Origin of the sequence: Longimicrobium sp. (assembly GCA_036389135.1) — a bacterium.
GTDB lineage: Bacteria > Gemmatimonadota > Gemmatimonadetes > Longimicrobiales > Longimicrobiaceae > Longimicrobium.
In genome coordinates, this window is the sequence record DASVQP010000085.1 from 102,646 (window position 1) to 121,216 (window position 18,571).

At 71.8% G+C, this 18,571-nt stretch carries 11 protein-coding genes; 6 read left to right on the forward strand and 5 right to left on the reverse strand.

Features of this window, described 5'->3' with window-relative positions:
* Positions 1-35: 35 nt before the first annotated feature.
* Positions 36-701, reverse strand: a complete 666-nt coding sequence (locus VF584_19710) for a Crp/Fnr family transcriptional regulator (GenBank protein ID HEX8212412.1) — start codon at positions 699-701, stop codon at positions 36-38.
* 100 nt (positions 702-801) lie between these two features.
* On the opposite strand from VF584_19710, the gene VF584_19715 reads away from it, so the two are divergent.
* Positions 802-1,275: a hypothetical protein gene (locus tag VF584_19715; protein ID HEX8212413.1), complete on the forward strand. Its 474-nt coding sequence runs from the start codon at positions 802-804 to the stop codon at positions 1,273-1,275.
* Positions 1,276-1,382: 107 nt separating this feature from the next.
* Here VF584_19715 and VF584_19720 read toward each other — a convergent pair whose 3' ends face one another.
* Positions 1,383-2,597 carry a hypothetical protein gene (locus VF584_19720; protein HEX8212414.1) on the reverse strand — a complete coding sequence of 405 codons (1,215 nt, stop codon included), beginning with the start codon at positions 2,595-2,597 and terminating at the stop codon, positions 1,383-1,385.
* The gene (locus VF584_19725; GenBank protein ID HEX8212415.1) at positions 2,594-3,625 is read right to left on the reverse strand and encodes a hypothetical protein; all 1,032 of its coding nucleotides are present in this window, start codon (positions 3,623-3,625) and stop codon (positions 2,594-2,596) included. Before VF584_19725 ends, VF584_19720 begins: the two co-directional genes overlap by 4 nt.
* A 518-nt stretch (positions 3,626-4,143) precedes the next feature.
* Between VF584_19725 and VF584_19730 the strand changes: the two genes are divergently transcribed.
* The gene (locus tag VF584_19730) at positions 4,144-5,448 is read left to right on the forward strand and encodes a family 10 glycosylhydrolase (GenBank protein HEX8212416.1); all 1,305 of its coding nucleotides are present in this window, start codon (positions 4,144-4,146) and stop codon (positions 5,446-5,448) included.
* A 182-nt stretch (positions 5,449-5,630) separates the two neighbouring features.
* Here the strand turns inward: VF584_19730 and VF584_19735 are convergent, their stop codons facing one another.
* Both VF584_19735 and VF584_19740 read right to left on the reverse strand, forming a co-directional pair.
* A complete protein-coding gene (locus tag VF584_19735; protein HEX8212417.1) occupies positions 5,631-7,274 on the reverse strand; it encodes an IS1634 family transposase in 1,644 nt (547 codons plus the stop codon).
* Positions 7,275-7,444: 170 nt separating this feature from the next.
* Positions 7,445-9,610, reverse strand: coding sequence for a penicillin acylase family protein (locus tag VF584_19740; GenBank protein ID HEX8212418.1), 2,166 nt, complete (start codon positions 9,608-9,610; stop codon positions 7,445-7,447).
* 150 nt (positions 9,611-9,760) lie between these two features.
* Between VF584_19740 and VF584_19745 the strand changes: the two genes are divergently transcribed.
* From VF584_19745 to VF584_19760, 4 genes are all read left to right on the forward strand, one after another.
* Positions 9,761-11,365: an amidohydrolase family protein gene (locus VF584_19745; protein ID HEX8212419.1), complete on the forward strand. Its 1,605-nt coding sequence runs from the start codon at positions 9,761-9,763 to the stop codon at positions 11,363-11,365.
* A gap of 211 nt (positions 11,366-11,576) precedes the next feature.
* On the forward strand, positions 11,577-14,672 hold the full coding sequence (locus VF584_19750; GenBank protein ID HEX8212420.1) for a SusC/RagA family TonB-linked outer membrane protein: 3,096 nt from the start codon (positions 11,577-11,579) through the stop codon (positions 14,670-14,672).
* Between the two features lie 13 nt (positions 14,673-14,685).
* A complete protein-coding gene (locus VF584_19755) occupies positions 14,686-16,071 on the forward strand; it encodes a hypothetical protein (GenBank protein ID HEX8212421.1) in 1,386 nt (461 codons plus the stop codon).
* 282 nt (positions 16,072-16,353) lie between these two features.
* Entirely contained in the window at positions 16,354-18,399 is a 2,046-nt protein-coding gene (locus VF584_19760) for a M3 family metallopeptidase (protein HEX8212422.1), read from the forward strand.
* The last annotated feature ends 172 nt before the right edge of the window (positions 18,400-18,571 follow it).

Here is an 18,571-nt window from a genome sequence, read left to right on the forward strand (position 1 = left end):
CGAACCGAGCCGGGCGATGCATTGTCATCCAGAGGCTACCGCCGGGCGCCGATCCAGCCTCCCAGCGCCGCCGGATCCTGGATGCGGTACCGGGCACGCCCCGCCGCCTCCACGAGCCCCGCCTCCCGCAGCGTACGAAGCGCCCGCACGAGCACCTCCCGCACGGTTCCGAGCTCCTCCGCGATCTCCGCCTGCGATGCGCCGAGGGTGAAGTCCGCGCCGCCCGCGCCGGAATGCCGGGCCAGCAGCAGGGTCGCGAGGCGCACCGGCACCGTCTCGCTGGTGCGGCGGTCCAGGCGCGACATTACCGTGCGGACCCGCTCCGCGAGGCGCCCCAGCAATCTGAACGCCAGCTCCGGGTCCGCCGCGATGGCGCGGCTCAGCGCGTCGCGCCCGAGCGCCAGGCAGACGGTCGGCTCCGCGGCGATGGCGGTCGCTGGATACCGCCCGCCGGCGAAGAGCGGCACCTCGCCCAGCGTCCCGCCCGGCCCCTCGGTGTGCACCGTGTACTGCCGTCCTCCCGGCGCCCGCACGACGCGCACCTTCCCCTCCAGCACGACGAAGAGGCCCCGCGGCGCCGTCCCGGCCGTCCACAGCGCCTCCCCCGCGGCGAAGCTCCGCGTCGTGCCCTGCCCCGCGAGGATCTCCCGCGCTTCCCGCTTCAGCCCCTGGAAGAGGGGCACCTGGTCGATGGGTGTCATGGAATGGAACCTGGGTTCCATCGCGCCGCGCGGCAATCCCCCAGGGTTTACCTCCCGGCACCTCCGCCGGCGATGCGAACCCTTGCTTCAGAGGCCCACCATGCGGATCTCACTCCTGCCCTTCGCGGCGATCCTCACCCTCGGCGCATGCGCTCCCCGCGGCGCGGACGCCGACTTCACCGCACTCCAGGCCCGCGGCGCCGTCGCGATGGGCGTGGACCAGTACACGTCCACGCATCGCTTCGACGACCTGCCGGACGGCGGCCGGATCGAGCTGCAGCGCAACGTGGACGATGCGGAGGGCATCGCCACCATCCGCGCGCACCTGCAGGGGATCGCCGCCGCCTTTGCGCGCGGCGACTTCGCCACTCCCGCGATGGTGCACATGCGCGAAGTCCCTGGTACCGCCGTGATGCGCGCCCGCTCCGCCGCGGTCCGCTACGAGTACCGCCCCCTCCCCCGCGGCGGCGAGGTGCGCATCACCACCGCCGACCCCGAGGCGCTGCGCGCCATCCACTCCTTCCTCGCCTTCCAGCGCCACGACCACCGCGCCGCCGGGCACACCGCGCACTAATACCGTCGCTCACTATCCGTGTGCATTGGAGGAAATGGTCTCGATCCTATGGATCGCACAGAACTTCTGTAGAGACGGTACAACTCACACGTGGGGCCTGCTGTTCGTCACTCGGAGGCAGTGGGAAAAAGAGCGAGGGGGACCCGCTGCTCCGCCGCGCCGAGCCACGCATCGTGCAGCCACCCCGGCGCCGCATCGAGCCCGAGCGCGCGCGCATGGGCCAGCACGATCCCCCGCACCCGCGCGCGAGCGGCCGCGTCCGCGAGGCGGGTGACGGCCGCTTCGCCACGCGGACCGCGCGCGGCGAGCGGGTTGGCGGACCGCGCGGCGCTCCACTCCGCGACGGCGCTGTCGCGGATCGCCATCACCGCCGCCACCTCCTCGCGCACCGGTGCGCCGGCCTGGAGCAGCTCCATCATCCCGGGAGCGGCCCGGGCCGCGACCCGCGGAACAGGCCCGGCGCCGGCGCGCTTCACGATCCCGCTCGCCACCTCGAAGCCGCTCGGCACGCTCCCGGAACCCCATCGCGCAAGGAATGCGCGGCGAGACGCGTCCGGGAGGGGCGAGGCGACGGTCAGCATCTCCATGAAAGGCCCCGCCGCCTCCGCGCGCGCGCCCGGCAGCAGCGCGAGCCCGTGTCCGCCCAGGAACTCGTCCTGCGCGGCGGTCAGGTAGCCGTTGCTGCGGCCACGCTCCGCCAGCGCGGCGGCCACGTAGCCGTCGAAAGTGCGCGCGAATATCTCGGCCGGGCGCTGGGCGTAGCGGCGCTGGAGCTCGGGCCCGCCGCGCATGGGCACCTCCGGCGGTCCGGGCATCCGCCGCACGGCCGTGGCGAAGCGGTCGCCGCGCCCGTTGCGGATGGCATCCTCGGTGGCGTACGCGGCGCGCGTTCCGTACCGCCCGTGCGCCACCTGCCAGTCCAGGTCGTGCCCCACCTCGTGGGCGATGGCGCCGGCCCCGCTCTCGGGGGGAAGGTGGATGGTGCGCCCGTGCGGATCGTGGATGGCGAGCGCGACTCCCTCCTTCCCCGTGGAGCCGAAGCGGAACGCCGCGCCGCGCAGGTCCAGGCTCGGCAGGGCGATCTCCAGGTCGGCGAGCGCGTTGCCCAGCATGCGCCGGTAGTAGGGACGCCAGGAGAGCGGCACGTCCCTGTCGAACTCCACCGCGCGCAGGCCGAACTCGCGCTTCAGGTCGGCGGTGGACGGGGCCGGAAAACCGGGATACCACACCTTCTCCTGCGCGTACGCCCGCATCCCCACCCCCGCCTCGGCCGCGACCAGGGCAACGATCTCCCGCACCGGCTCGGCGGCGGCGGCGATCACGGCGTGCTCGGCGGCGAGCGTTTCCTCCGTGCGCGCCCGCGCAGCAGGCGCTCCGCGGCGCGGGTGCCTGCGCGGCCGCGTGCGGCGCGCCGCAACTGTTCGTCGTAGCGGTTCACAGCGATCCAGACCGGCGACTGCGTGGGGTACGAGTGGTCGCGGGCCAGCTTCGCCAGCCGCCGCGCCACGGCAGGGCGCAGGCGGGGGAGCCCGTCGCGGATCGCCGGTGCGCCCACTCCGGCACCGCGCACCGCCTCCACCCGCGCCACCAGCCCCAGCGCCTGTTCGGCCGCCTCTTCCTCCAGCGCGGGGGCGCGGGGAGCGCCTGGAGGGGCTTCGACCTCGAAGCGCCGCGCCCTGCGCCACTCCACCAGCAGCGCGAACGGATGCTTCCCGCCGCGCGAGGCGTGCGCCAGCAGACGCGCGGCATCGCGGCGGGCCAGCTCGCGGTCGCGGGCCAGCGCGGCGGCCGATGCGGCGAGCGCCGGCGCCGCCTGCGACACTGTGCGGCTCGCGGTCGCCAGCCGGTACGCCTCGCGCGCGGCGAGCTCGCCCGAGCGGGGGTCGGCGGCGCCACGCACCGCGCCATCGATCAGCTCCAGGTGCATCCGCGCAGTGGCCGAGTCTCCGGGGTCGCCGACCCGCGCGAGCGACCGCGGATCGAGCTCGTACCCGCGCCCGGCGTGCGTGGCGTCCAGCAGCGCCCACACCAGCGGCACGCGCGTGGCGGGGGTGAGGCGCGGATCGCGAAGGGCGTACTCCATCAGCCGGAACGGACTCCCCAGCCCCAGACGCAGCCGCTCCACGTATCCGGCGGAGATCACCTCCTCGGCCGTCATCGCCGACGCGGGACGGGGTGCCACCAGCCTCTCCACGTAGCGCGCGCCGGCCGCCAGCTCGCCCGAGAAGCCGGGCGCGGGCGCTTCGGGCGCGCGGCCGCCGCATCCCGCTCCGGAGAGGAGCAGGGCCCACACGGCGATCGTGCGGCCGATCGAAGGCCGGCGTGCGTGCCTGGTGGCGAGCAGATCCACGGGAATCCGGGGCTTGAGGACGACGTGCGCTGAGACCCGGCGTTCATGCGCCTCAAAGGTCTACCCCCGGGTGGGTCCGAAAGTGCTACTCACCTCCTGGCCGGGTCAGAACGGCGCCTCCCCTGGAACCCGGGGCGCGCAAGCAGAGTAGCAGCAGCACCTTCCAGCGATCCGCGGGTATCGCCCAAACGCCCGTCACCCCCGCGCCTGCCGCGCGGAGGCACGGAACGGGCGATGTCATCCGCACTCGCGAGGATCCATGCCCGCACCCCCTAGAACCCGAGCACGACGAAGTGCGCCCACTGCGACGGCGTCCGTTTCCGCTGGCGGGTGAAGCGCGTCCGCGGCACCGGCACCGCCTCGCTGCGGACGCTGGTCTGGACCTGCCAGGGGTGCGGCGGCGATTTTGAGGAACCGCTTTCAACCGACCGCCACACGAACGGCACACAACGAGCTCCTTAGCGCCGCGCCGGACGATCCGCAAACCACACCGACAGGCCACACCAGAGGATGACCCGATGATCCAAACCCGCCGCGCGGTCCTTGCCGTCGCGCCGCTGGCCCTGATCGCAGGCGCGGTAATCGGAATCGGAACCGCCCCCCGCGCGTCCGAGGCCGCCCCGACGCACATCGAGGCGGCGCAGCCCGCCCCACCGCCACCCGTGCCCGCGGCCCCGCAGCCGCGCGCCGAAGCCCGCGTCGTCTGGGTGAACCGCTGGGAGTACCGCACGGCGGCCGACGTGCGCCGCATCATGGAGCGCGCCACGCGGGCGAAGCTCAACATGGTGTACTTCCAGGTGCGAGGCCCCTCGGACGCCTACTATCGTTCCGAGCTGGACCCCTGCTCCGTGCGCCTGTGCGGGCGGCTGGGCGGCACCCCGTCGTGGGACCCGCTCGAAGTGGCCGTGCGCGAGGCGCATGCGCGCGGGCTGCAGCTTCACGCCTGGATCAACGCGCTGTCCGGTTGGGACTCGCAGGAGGGCGACTTCTGCCGCCTCCTGCAGCCGAGCGCGCCCGGACGGCCCGACCACATCCTGGTTAGGCACCCGGAATGGGCGATGCACACCCGCGCCGGCCGCCCGATGGCATGCCCGAACGGCGAGGAGTACGTCTACCTCTCCCCCGGCAACCCCGGCGTGCGCACCCACCTGGCCCGCGTCGCCGCCGACGTGGTGCGGCGCTACCGGGTTGACGGCGTGCACCTGGACCGCATCCGCTACCCCGGCTCCGGGTACGGGTGGGACCGCGCCAGCCTGGCCGCCTTCGGGCGCGACCCGGCCGCCGATCCCGCCGGGTGGGCCCGCTTCCGCCGCGAGATGGTGAGCCGCACCGTGCGCGAGACCGCCGACAGCATCCGCGCAGTACGCCGCGTGCCGCTCTCCGCGGCCGTGTGGCCCATCTACGACCGCGACCGCTTCGGATGGCCGTCGTCCAGCGGGATCGGGCAGTTCTACCAGGACACCTGGGGATGGGCGCGCGAGGGGTCGCTGGACGTGGCCGTGCCCATGGCCTACTTCCGCGTCAACGAGCAGCCCTGCACCTACCTGCGCCGTCCCGGCCGCGAGCCGAATCCGGACTGGCGCTGCATGCTGGAGGACCAGTTGGCGGGAATGCGTCCCACCGGGCGGCACGTGTACATCGGCATCGCCTCCGGCATGCCGCACGACGAGCTCGCGCGCCAGATCCGCATCGGGCGCGAGCGGGGCGTGCAGGGCTTCTCCTTCTACTCCTTCGACAACCTGAACGGCCGCGGCGCCGTTCCCTTCCTGGGCGACGGCCCCTTCCGCGAGCCCGCCGTCGTCCCGCCGATGCCCTGGATGTGATACCCCCACGGCTTGTCTCACGCAGAGACGCAGGAGAGAACTGCAACTGCATGGCTCACACTAGGGGTTCGACAGCGCCTGCTGACACGCGCGCGTAACTGCTTGTGTTAGATGGAGATGCAACAAAGCCGCCCCGGGCGCATGTACAACGCGCCTGGAGCGGCCTCAGGTGGGTTAACCCGTTACCCTGTTGTCGCTTGCAGGATTTTGGGCGGTAGCGGAGCCTTGCAACAATTCAAAAGATCGCGCTCCGCCTTGGTCAGCGCCTTGGTCTGAAGGACGGATGCGCGATCCGTGGTGAGCTCGGTGAGGGAAATCCTCTCCAGCTGTTCGCGAATCTGTTCCCAGCCGGCCTGCGTGCGGTTCTCCGCGATGCGGATCAGCAGGTAGGCGAGGACGCAGATGTGCACGTGGGCGGCGATGCGCTCGGGAGTGCGGTGCTGGACGGGCTCGAGGTCCAGCACGCTCTTCATCGAGCGGAAGGCCCGCTCCGCTCTCCAGAGATCCCGGTAGCCGAGGACCAACTCTTCCGCCGGCATGCCGAGCTCGTTGGCGACCAGCACGTACTTGCCGTCGTGCCGGGCCGCGGCTCGGACGCGGGCGGGATCGATCCGCAGCTTCCCATCCGGCTCCTTCGCCAGGTAGCGTGCGTAGCCGGGCTTGGAGAGCAGAGATCGGCCGGCGCGCGTATTTCCAGATGCAGCGCCCTTCCTCCGATCGGCGAGCGCCGCCCCGAGCCGCTCCAGGATTGTGGCGCGGGTGCGGGCGTCCCGCTCCGCCCGCGCCTCGCTCCGGCAGAGCAGGTAGCGCAGGGTGCGGGCTCCGTCATCGATCTGCGTCTCCTTGACGCCGAGCCCCTCGCGCACCGGGCGGTAGCGGCCGCGCAGCGAGAGCAGGTGCGCCTCCAGCGCGGGATCGGTCCGCAGCGGAAAGCCGAGAAGGTACTTCAGGCGGCGCGATTCGAGGAAGTCGAGGTTCGCCTGGCTCACCATCCCCCGGTCCCCCACGAACAGGAAGTGCCGGGGCCGCAGGCCCAGGAGGTCTCTGGTGACCTCTTCCACCGTGCTCACGTCGATGCGATTGCCCGGATAGATCCAGTGACGCACCGGGATGCCGTCGCGGTTGATCGCCAGCGCAACCACTATCTGCGGCAGGTCCGGACGCTTCTTCTTCGAGTAGCCGTGGCGCCGGAGCCCTCCCTCGGGGTCCGCCTGTTCGAGATGGAAGCTGACGCTGGTCGTGTCGTAGAAGAGGACCGAGACGTCTGCGCTGAGCAGGTCCGTCACCTGGAAGTACAGGTGCTCCTGCAGCTCGGGCATCCCGGCGTGGAGGAAGTCCATGGCGCGATACAGGTGCTGCACTTCGAGCTCGGCGCCGCCGAGATCGAGCCCGGGGATCCACGCGCTGGCGCCGGCCCAGCGGGAGCAGGCGAGCTTCGAGGCCGGGGCGAGGGCGCGGTGAGCGACGAGCGCGAAGAGCGCCCGCTCCACCGGCTGCTCGAATGCACGCGCTTCGAGCGCATGGGAGAAGAACAGGTCCAGCCCCAGCTCCCTCCAGAGCGAATTGAGGAGGTGGGTGCCCCCGAACGTCCACGTGCGCGTCACTTCCAGACCCGGGGCGGTCGGTGGCGCAGCGGGATCGAGATACCGGCTGAGCTGGTCTACCAGACGCCGGATCTGCTCCAGGTCGAGCTGGTCCGTGCGTCCGAAGGAGTGGAGGATGCGGGTTTGCACGCGGCCCTGCGCGTCCCGCTCGCCTTCTACGAGCTGGAGGTAGCGGGTGTCAGGGCCGCGCTTGCGCGGTGAGACGACTTCGCGGAGGTACATGTGCAACAGGATAGGCCCAATCCTGCTGCGAAGTCAAGGCGGAGTAGAAATCCATGTACAACATGTTTTCGGTGAATCCAACGATTTTGGATACGAAAGTCCAGCAATGGCGCCAATTCCGTCTCTCGCGTGTAGCTTTCACTGTCGAACGCCTACTGTGTGAAGCTTCCTCACCGCGGCTCGTCCTCGAGGCCCGGGCGGTAGCGGCGGATGGTGGTGCGCTCCACGTCGGCTTCGGTGAAGGCGACGGGCTTCATGCGGTTGGCGGCGAACATGGCGGCCTGGTCGTCGTGGTGCGGCGAGCCGGGGCGGCTGCTCTGGCCGTACGCCAGCACGCTGTAGGCGCGCACCGGGGTGGTGAACTCCACCGCCAGCACCCACCCGTCGCCCGTGACGCTGGTGCGCGTGCCGTCCGCCTCTTCGCGGAAGCCGAGGACGCGAAAGCACCCCATCTGCCCGCTGCACCCGCCCACCGGCACGTCCACCGAGCCGTGGCGCACGCGGTGCACCCTGCCCCACTCTACGTCCACGCCGCCCCACTTGCGCTTCGTCTCCGCCACGGCCCAGGTGAAGGCTTCCACGGCGCGGCCGGCGTCGGCCAGGCCGTGCGGGGTGGCCATGGGGTCGGCGGCGGTCCAGGGGCGGCGGAAGAGCGCCTCGGCGGGCGCGGGGAAGCCGACCGATGCGGCGCTGGGCCGCGCCTGGGGTGCGGTGCTCACGTAGCGACGCCACCAGGTCTCGAACAGGAGCCCGCCCTGGCTCTCCGCCGCCACCGTGTTGTCCCACCGCTCCAGCACCGCGACGGCGTCGGCCACTTCGCCGGCGGGCGCGGTGGCGCGCACGGCCTTCACCAGGTCGTCCTTGACGCGGTCGGCCAGGATCATCCGCATGCTGTGCTTCATGCGAATCACGTCTTCCAGCGTCACCTTGCGCGTGTTGTGGAGGAGCTCCAGCGAGTGCTGGCTGCGCAGCCGCAGCTCCACGTCCGGGAAGTTGGCGGGGTAGCGGCTTCGCGGAAGCGGCTGGTGGAGGTTGGTGAGGTACGGCGGATCGTTCTCGTTGCGAACGTAGCCGCCGCGCGGATTGAGCACCTGCGGCAGCGAGTCGAAGGGAACCACCTTCGTCCAGACTTCGGAGCTGCGCGATGCGGGCACCACGGCCGTGTCGCCGCCGGAGGGGTGCGGAAGGGAGGGAAGGGTGGCGTTCCACACGTAGAAGATGTTCCCGTCGCGGTCCGCGTAGGTCAGGTTGGAGGTGACGCGCGCGCGCATCTTCATCGCGTTCGTCCACTCCGTCCGGTTCCGCGCCCGCATCATCTTCAGGAACTGCTCGCCGCCGCGGAACTCGTTCTCCCCCGCCGCGCGCAGCACGTACACCTTGCCCCCGCCACGATGGATGACGGGGCCCAGCGGCGAGCTCCAAGTGTCGCGCGTCTCGCGGCCGATGCCGGGGCCGTTGCGGAAGTCGATGGTCTCCTCAACGCGGCGCAGAGGGACGGAGCCGCCGTCAAAGAGGTAGTGGTCGGGGCGGGCGGGGTCCACGTCGAGGGCGTAGACCTCCTCCAGGTCGGGGGCGTTGTTGGTGGTGGCCCAGCCGAGGTACGGGTTGAAGCCGCCCACCAGCACGATGGGGCCGCCCAGCCGGAAGTCGCCGTAGAAGTCCATGGCGCCGGGGACGGTCACGTGCGCCTCGTAGTAGCCGGCGGACCAGGCGAGGTGCGGGTTTCGCAGCAGGATGGCGCGCCCGGAGCGCGTGCGGCTCGGCGCCAGCGCCCAGGCGTTGGAGCCGTCCTCGGAGGGTCCCTCCGCGGCCGGTGCCGCGCCGTCGCGGCGGGGCGCGACGCCGCGCAGCCGGTCGATCAGGCGGCCCAGGCCGGGAGTGCCGGTGCCGCCCATCCCCTGCGCGTGCACGTCGGCGCCGGTGAAGGCGGGGCGCACCCACGACGGGACCTCCGCCGCGTGCAGCTCCACGTAGCGGTTCACGCCGGCGGCGAAGCCCTCGTACATGTCGCGCGTGTCCTGCTCCAGCTGCGGGAGCGTGGCCACGGCGCGGCGGTGCACGGGGCGGTAGGCGAAGTCCGAGTCCAGGCTGTCCGCACCGAAATGGAGGGCCAGCTCGCCGCGCGCGCGCAGCAGCCCCAGCACGATGCGCGGGCCGTGGTCCTCCATCTGCACCCAGCCGAGCGCGAAGCCGGCGGCGCGGAAGTTCTCCGCGCGGATGTGCGGAACGCCGTACGCGGTGCGGCGGATCTCCACCTGCCGGGCGAGCTCCGCCTGCGCGGCGGCGGCCGGCGCGTACGCGGCCAGGACGAGAACGACCCACGCTCGCAGCTTCATCTGCCATCCCCGGTTGAGAGCGCGCGCCGCGGCACTTGTGCGCCGCCCGGCCGCCTCGCACTATCAGGCACATCCAACTTTCTGGCGAATATACCCCGGCGCCCCTGACGCACAAGGACGCGCCCGGTCCCCTCCCCCGGAGCCGTGCCAATGCGCTTCAGCCACCTGCCGCGGCGGGGCCTCGCGGCGGGCGCCCTCGTCGCCACGCTCGCGCTGCCGCTGCACGCGCAGGGCGGCTACGACGTCATCATCCGCAACGGCCGCGTGCTGGACGGCACCGGCAACCCGTGGTACCGGGCGGACGTGGCGCTGCGCGGCGGGCGCATCGCGGCGGTCGGCGACCTGGCGGGGGCGCGGGCGACGCGCGAGGTGGACGCGGCGGGGCTGTACGTGGCGCCCGGCTTCATCGACGTGCACACCCATGCCGGCGAAGGGCTCGCCACGGCGGCGCTCGGCCACGGCCGGCCGCTCCTGGCGCAGGGGATCACCACCGTGCTGGTGAATCCGGACGGCGGCGGGGCGACGGACATGGCCCGCCAGCGCGCGGCGCTCCAGGCCGCCGGCATCGGGGTGAACGTGGCGCAGATGGTACCGCACGGCTCCGTTCGCCAGCGCGTGATGGGGATGGCGGACCGCGCGCCCACCCCCGCGGAGATGGAGCAGATGCGCGCCCTGGTGCGGGCGGGGATGGAGGAGGGCGCCTTCGGCATCTCCACCGGGCCGTGGTACGCGCCGGGGAGCTTCGCGAAGACGGAAGAGCTGATCGACCTGTCGAGAGTGGTGGCGGGGTACGGCGGCGCGTACAGCAGCCACATCCGCGACGAGGCGGACTACAGCGTGGGGCTGGTGGCGGCGGTGGACGAGGTGATCCGCATCGGCCGCGAGGCGAAGCTGCGCGTGGTGGCCACGCACCTCAAGGCGCTGGGGCCGCGCGTGTGGGGCTACTCCGCCGCGCTGGTGAGCCGCATCGACCGAGCGCGCGCCGAGGGGGTGGAGGTCTTCGCGGACCAGTACCCCTACACCGCCTCCGCCACCTCGCTGAGCGGCGCGCTCGTCCCCCGCTGGGCGCTGGCCGGCGGCGACACGGCCCTGCGCCGCCGCATCGGCGACCCGGCGGAGGGAGCGCGGCTGCGGGCGGAGCTGCTGGAGAGCCTGGACCGGCGCGGCGGCGCGGCGCGCATCCAGTTCCGCCGCCACCGCCCCGACCCCACCATCGAGGGGAAGACGCTGCAGTGGGTGGCCGAGCGCGGGCGCGTGCAGCCGGTGGACGCCGTGCTTGCCCTGCTGCGCGAGGGGAACCCCGGCGTCGTCTCCTTCAACATGCTGGACGAGGACGTAGACCGGCTCATGAGGCAGCCGTGGATGATGACCTCGTCCGACGGCGACCTGGTGCCGATGGGGGAGGGGGTGCCGCATCCGCGCTCTTACGGCACCTACCCGCGCAAGATCCGCATGTACGTGGTGGAGCGCGGGGTGGTGGACCTAGCGGCCGCGGTGCGCAGCATGACCTCGCTCCCCGCCACCGTCTTCCGCATCCCCGACCGCGGCGTGCTGCGCGAGGGCGCCGTGGCGGACGTGGTGGTGTTCGACCTGGCGCGCGTCAACGATCCCGCCACCTTCAGCGACCCCCATCGCCTGGCGGAGGGAATGGTGCACGTCTTCGTGAACGGCGGCGAAGCGGTGCGCGATGGCCGCTTCGGCGCCGGGCCGCACGGTCGCGTCCTCTCCCTACCCCGCCGCGCGCCGACGCCTTGAAGAAAAGACTCTTGCGCCCCGCCCCCATGGCGTCTATGCTCCGCGCGGGCGCGGCAGGAAACGTTTGTACAGCGCCCCTCAGACCGATGGTTCCCCCGCCGCCTGGCGGGCCCCCCTGGACCGCGGATCGTCCCACCCCGCCGGAACGGCATCTCTCGCAGCCCTTAGCGGGCCCCGGCCGGCTCAGCACTCCCCAAGGAGGTGTTTCAGCATGAGAATCGCCCGTTTTCTCCGTGCGTGCACGGTCGCGTCGCTGTTCTGCGTGCTGGGCGTGGGCGCGGCGGCGGCGCAGCAGGGCACCATCACCGGCCGCGTGACCGACGCCCGCAGCGGCCAGCCGGTTCCCTCGGCGCAGGTGCGCGTGGTGGGGAGCAACCAGATGGCGCTCACCAACGCAGAGGGGCGCTACACGCTCCGCGGCGTCTCGCCCGGCGCCACCAGCGTGCGCGTGCTGGTGATCGGCTTCTCCGAGCGCAGCCAGCAGGTGACGGTGGCGCCGGGCGAGCCGGCGACGCTCGACTTCGCGCTGCAGCCCTCCGCCATCTCTCTGGCCCCCGTGGTGGTGACCGCCACCGGCGAGCAGCGCCGCACCGAGGTGGGGAACGCCATCGCCGAGGTGCCGGCCGCGGAGCTGGTGAGGACTTCCGCGGTGAGCAACGTGGGCGACCTGCTAACGGCCCGCGCCCCGGGCGTCACGGTGACGCCGGGAACGCAGACGGGCGCCGGCGTCCGCGTGCGCATCCGCGGCACCAGCTCGCTCTCGCTCACCAACAACCCCATCGTCATCATCGACGGCGTACGGGTGGAAAGCGCGACCGGGTCGCTCCCCACCACCGGGCCGGTGGCGATCCAGGTCGGCGGAACGACGCCGAGCCGTCTGGGCGACCTGAACCCTGAAGAGATCCAGTCGATGGAGATCGTGCGCGGGCCGTCGGCGGCGACGCTGTACGGCACCGACGCGGCCAACGGGGTGATCGTCATCACCACCAAGCGCGGTGTGGCGGGGCGCACGCAGTGGAGCTACTACACGGAGCAGACGGCGATCCGGGACCGCAACGACTACCCGAGCGCGTACTACGGGTGGCGGGCCACCTCCACGCCCACCAACGGCGTGCAGTGCTTCCTGAGCCAGGTGTCCACCGGCGCCTGCGCGCAGGACAGCGTCACCGTCTACAACCCCACCAAGGACAGCCAGAGCACCCCCTTCGGCACCGGCTACCGCCAGCAGCATGGGCTGCAGCTGCGCGGCGGGAGCGAGGCGGTGCGCTTCTTCCTGCACGGCGAGTGGGAAGACGAGGACGGCGTGACGCAGGTGCCGCAGTTCGAGCGCCGCTACCTGGCCTCGCGCGGCCTCTCGCTCCTCTCCGAGCAGGAGAGCCCAAACCGGCTCACCCGCGTCACGACCCGCGCCAATATCAACTTCACGCTGCCTCGCAACGCCGACGTCGCGATCGGCGTCGGCTACACCTCTCAGGATCTGCGGCTGCCGCGCAGCGACGACAGCGGCACGCAGGGGATCGCGGCCAACATTTACGGCGGCCCGGGCTTCAAGTACAACACGAACTCGGCCGGGGACACGCTTTTTGGCTGGCGCGAGTTCACGCCGCGCACCATCTACCAGGCGGTGACTACCCAATCGGTAGAGCGTCTGATCGGCTCGATGAACGGCAACTGGAGGCCGCACGGGTGGCTGGCGCTTCGCGGCAACGCGGGCCTCGACTTCACGAACCGCAACGACACGCAGCTCTGCCGCGCCTCCGAGTGCCCCAGCAACACCGACCGCCAGGGCTTCAAAATCGACCAGCGCACCAACTTCTTCCTCTACACGCTGGACGGCGCGGCGACGGCCACGCGACACTTCGGCGACAGGGTGGAATCGCAAACCACGGTGGGCGCGCAGTTCTACCGCAACCTGTTCGACCGCGCCGGCTCCATCGGCACCCTCCTTCCCCCGGGGGCCACTACGGTGACGGCGGCCGCGCTCAAGGACGCGGACGCGGCCACCTCCGAGAGCCGCACGCTTGGCACGTACCTGGAGCAGCGGCTCTCGCTCAACGAGCGGCTCTTCGTGACCGGCGGGGTACGCTCGGACCGCAACAGCGCGTTCGGAGCGGACCTCGGCACCGTACTGTACCCCAAACTCGCCGCTTCGTGGGTGCTCTCGGAGGAACCCTTCTTCCCCACCCCGGGATTCCTGGGGCAGCTTCGCCTGCGGGCAGCGTACGGGGCGTCGGGCGTGCAGCCGGGGACCACCGACGCGGTGCGCTACTACCTGGGAACCCCCGTGCTGGGCGAGAGCGGCGAGGCCCCGGGCGTCGTCTTCAGCGCCCTGGGCAACCCGGATCTGAAGCCCGAGCGCTCCACCGAGCTGGAGCTGGGGATCGACGGCCGCTTCTGGAACGAGCGCATCTCCACCGAGCTGACCTACTACGACAAGTCGTCCAAGGACGCGCTGATCGAGCGCGTGCTGCCGCCCTCGCTGGGCACCGGCCTCACGGTGCGCTTCGAGAACCTGGGCGAGGTGCGCAACTGGGGGTGGGAGGCGCTCGTCAACGCGCGCATCGTGCAGGCCGCCGCCTTCAACTGGGACGTGACGCTGAACGGCACCACCAACAGCAATGAGCTGATCACGCTGGGCGGGGTGCCCACCATCGTCACCAGCAGCACGCTGCGCCAGGCCGAAGGGTTCCCGCTCAACGGCTGGTGGTCGCGCCCGCTGCAGAGCTACGAAGACAAGGACGGCGACGGGATCATCGAGTACAGCGACAACGCCACGCTCAGCGAGATCGTGGTGGGCGACACGGCCGAGTTCCACGGCTACTCGTCGCCGCGCACGGAGCTCTCCGTCACCAACGGCTTCGAGCTGTGGAACCGCCTGCGCTTCTCGGCGCTGGTGGACTACAAGGGCGGGCACCTGGTGTACAACAACACGGAGCGCATCCGCTGCGCCAGCCGCAACAACTGCGAGAGCCTGGTGGACCGCAACGCGCCGCTGGCCGACCAGGCGCGCACGGTGGCGGTGCGCCAGCACCCCAGCCGCACGGTGGCCGGCTTCTTTGAGCCGGGGGACTTCGTGCGGCTGCGCGAGCTCTCGCTCAACTTCAGCGCGCCGGACCGCTGGGCCTCGCGCTTCTTCCACAGCCGCGACGTGACGGCCACGCTGGCCATGCGCAACGTGGGGATCCTGTGGACGAAGTACTCGGGCGTGGACCCCGAGGCATTCGGCTCCACCGCCGACGCGCCCTCGTCGTTCCAGGCCTTCGCACCGCCCACCTACTTCACCTTCCGCCTGAACCTCGGCTTCTAGCATGACGAACCGGATGAATTCCAAGACGAGAGCCCCCCGGTGGCTGTGGGGTGCGGGGCGGCTGGCCGTCTTCGCGCTGATGGCCGCCGGAGTGTCGGCGTGCTCGGACGTGCTGACGGTGGAGGACCCCGACATCCTGGAGCCGGCCGACGTGCAGTCGGCGGCGGGCGCGGACGCGGTGCGGCTGGGCACGATCGCGCGGCTGAACGCCGCCACCAGCGGCGGGGGCGACGTGTCGGACAACCTGTTCCTGCTGGGCGGCCTCTTCGCCGACGAGTGGATCAACGGCGACTCCTTCATCGCGCGCCAGGAGATCGACCAGCGCGTGATCACGCCGGAGAACAACTTCCTGACCGCGGCCAGCCGCACCCTGAACCGGGCGCGGCTGGGGGCGGAGCAGGCGCTCGCCCTGCTGGCGCAGCACAACCCCGGCGCCCCAGGGTGGCACTTCGCGGAGATGCACTTCGTGCAGGCGTACACCGTGAACCTGCTGGCCGAGCACCTGTGCAGCGGGCTGGTATTCAGCAGCGTGGTGGACGGGGAGGAGCAGTACGGCAGCCCCATCACCACCACGGCGGCCTTCGAGCGCGCGCTCAGGAGCGCCGAGGACGGCCTGGCGCGGATCACCGGCACCACGGCGGACGACATTCGCGTGCGGAACGTACTGCAGGTGACGCGCGGCCGGATTTTGATGAACCTGAACCGCCCCGCCGACGCCGCGGCCGCCGTGGCCGGGGTGCCGACGAACTTCCGCTACCGGATGTTCCACGCCCAGGCCCGCGAGTCGAACCGGAACGTCATCGTGACGCGCAACAACGTGAACCGGCGCTACAGCGTGGGGAACCGCGAGGGCGGCAACGGCCTCAACTTCGCCACGGCCGGCGACCCGCGCGTGCCGGTGTGCGTGGGCGGCGATCCGGCGTGCCGGGCGATCGGCGTCACCAACAACCGCCGCGACGACCTGCTGCAGCCCTTCCACGTGCAGATGATCTGGACGCGGGAAGACTCGGCGGTGACCATCGTGGGCGGGATCGAGGCGCGCATGATCGAGGCCGAGGCCCAGCTTCGCGCCGGGAGCACGGCCTACCTCACCACCCTGAACGCGGCGCGGGCGACGGTCACGGGGCTGGCGCCGCTCGTGCTGCCGGCCACGTCGGCCGAGCGGGTGGACCAGATCTTCCGCGAGCGGGCGTTCTGGCTCTTCAGCCGCGGGCACCGGGTGGGCGACCTGCGCCGCCTGGTGCGGCAGTACGGCCGCGCCACCGAGACCGTCTTCCCGACGGGCGCGTGGCACAAGAACGATGCCCGGTACGGCACCGACGTCACCATTCCGGTGCCGGCCGCCGAGGCCAACAACCCCAACCCCGGCAGCGGCGTCTGCCTGAGCCGCGCAGCCTGACGCGCGCTTTCACCTGACACACCGAAGGGCCCGGCCAGGCGCGCCGGGCCCTTTGTTCGTATCAAACAGCAATCTCACACAGAGCCACAGAGGGTAAGGAAAGGGCGGGGAGAACAGCAAATACCTTTTCTTTTCTTGCCGTTCCCCTCTGCGGCTCTGTGTGACGCGCAGTTCAACCGCCCTGAATGCGCCACCGACGCGCGGATACGTTTTCGTGGCGCGGCGCGTGCTGGTGCGTCGGCCCGGCATACGCAAACTACCCGAGAACGCCGTACGAGGCCGATGAGCACCACGCCCGAAACCAATCCCCTCCTGCAAGACGAACCGCTCCCCATCCCCTTCCACCGCATCCGGGCGGAGCACGTGGGCCCCGGCATCCGGGCCGCGCTGGCCCGCGCGGAGGCGGAGCTGGCGGAGCTGGTGGCCGCCCCGGGCGAGCGGACTTACACCAACACCGTCGGCCGGCTGGAGGAGATCACCGAGCGGCTTTCGCGCGCCATCCGCCCCGCGTCCCTGCTGGTGGAGCTGATGAACACGCCGGAGATACGGGAGGCGTACGACACCGTCCTCCCCGAGTTTTCCGCCTTTTTCGCCCGCATCGCCCTCAACGGCGAGCTGTGGCGCGCGGTCAAGGCCGCCGCGGAGTCGCCCGAGGCGGGGTCGCTGGACCGCGTGCGCCGCCGGCACCTGGAAAAGACGGTGCGCGCCTTCGTCCGCGCCGGCGCCGACCTGGGGCCGGCGGAGAAGGAGCGGGTGGAGGCGTTGCGCGTGGATCTCTCGCGCCTGCAAACGGAGTTCTCCAACCACGTGCTCGACTCCACCAACGCGTGGGAGATGGTGCTGGCGGACGAGGCGGAGCTGGCGGGGCTCCCGGAGTCCGCGCGGACGCAGGCGCGCGCCGCGGCCGAGGCGCGCGGAGTGGAGGGGTGGCGCTTCACCCTGCATCAGCCGTCGGTGCAGCCCTTTCTGCAGTACGCGGAGCGGCGCGACCTGCGCCAGCGGATCCACCAGGCGTACACCAACCGCGCGGCCGAGGCGCCGCACGACAACCGTCCGCTGGTGGGGCGCATCCTGGCGCTGCGGCGCGAGCTGGCTCAGCTCCTGGGCTTTCGCGACTGGGCGGACTACGAGCTGGAGGAGGCGATGGCCCGCAGCGGCGAGCGCGCCATGGCCTTCGAGGAGGACCTCACCGCGCGCACCCGCCCCTTCTGGGAGCGCGCGATCGCGGCGCTGGAGGAGTTCGCGCGCGACGAGCTGGGGCTGGACCCGATGCATCCGTGGGACATCGCCTTCGCCACGGAGCAGATGCGGCGCGCGCGCTTCGACCTGGATGCGGAGGAGGTGCGCCCGTACTTCCCCATGGACCGCGTGCAGGACGGCCTCTTCGAGCTGGCCCGGCGCCTCTTCGGCGTCACGGTAAAGGAACGCCAGGTGGAGGAGGTGTGGCACCCCGAGGTGAAGTACTACGACGCCTTCGACGAGAGCGGCCTGCGCTTGGGCGGCTTCTACACCGACTGGCACCCGCGCGAGAGCAAGCGCGGCGGCGCGTGGATGAACGGCGTCGTTCTCGGCGGCCCGCGCCCCGGCGGCGGGTGGGACGAGCACCTGGCTATGATCGTGGGGAACATGAGCCCCCCCGAGGGCGACCGTCCCGCGCTCCTCACCCACCGCGAGGTGTTGACGGTGTTCCACGAGTTCGGGCACCTCCTGCACCACCTCCTGTCGCGCGTGGAGGTGCGGGAGCTAGGGGGGACGCGCGTCCCCACCGATTGGGTGGAGCTTCCCTCGCAAATCATGGAGAACTGGACGTGGGAGCGCCCCGCCCTGGAGCTCTTTGCCCGCCACTGGCAGACGGGGGAGCCGATCCCGGACGACCTGTTCGCCAAGATGAAGGCCGCGCGCACCTTCATGGCCGCCTCCTTCCAGATGAGGCAGCTCTCCTTCGGCACGCTGGATCTGGACCTCCACGTCCGCTTCGACCCCGTGCACGGCGGCGACCCCATCGCCCGCTCGCGCGAGGTGCTGGCGCGCTTCCACCCGCGCCCCGACTTCGCCAACGACCACTTCGTCACCGGCTTCACCCACATCTTCGCGGGCGGCTACGCGGCCGGCTACTACAGCTACCTGTGGTGCGAGGTGCTGGACGCCGACGCCTTTTCCCGCTTCGAGCGCGAGGGCCTGTTCAGCCGCGAGGCGGGGAGCGCCTTCGTGGAGTCCGTCCTCTCCCGCGGCGACGACACCGACCCCGCCGACCTCTTTCGCGAGTTCATGGGCCGCGACCCGGACCCGGACGCGCTGCTGCGCCGGAATTTGGGGGCGGTGGGGTAAGGGGCCCGTAGCGCCCCCTCCCCGCTCGTTCCTCGCTGCCCCGCTCGATTCGTCGCGCCCGCCCTCGCCCCCGCCACCACCGGCCTACCCGGCGGATCCTGGGGGCGGTGGGCTGGCGCGGGCATCGCGGGCCCCCTCCCCGCTCGTTCCTCGCTGCCCCTCCCCCAAAACA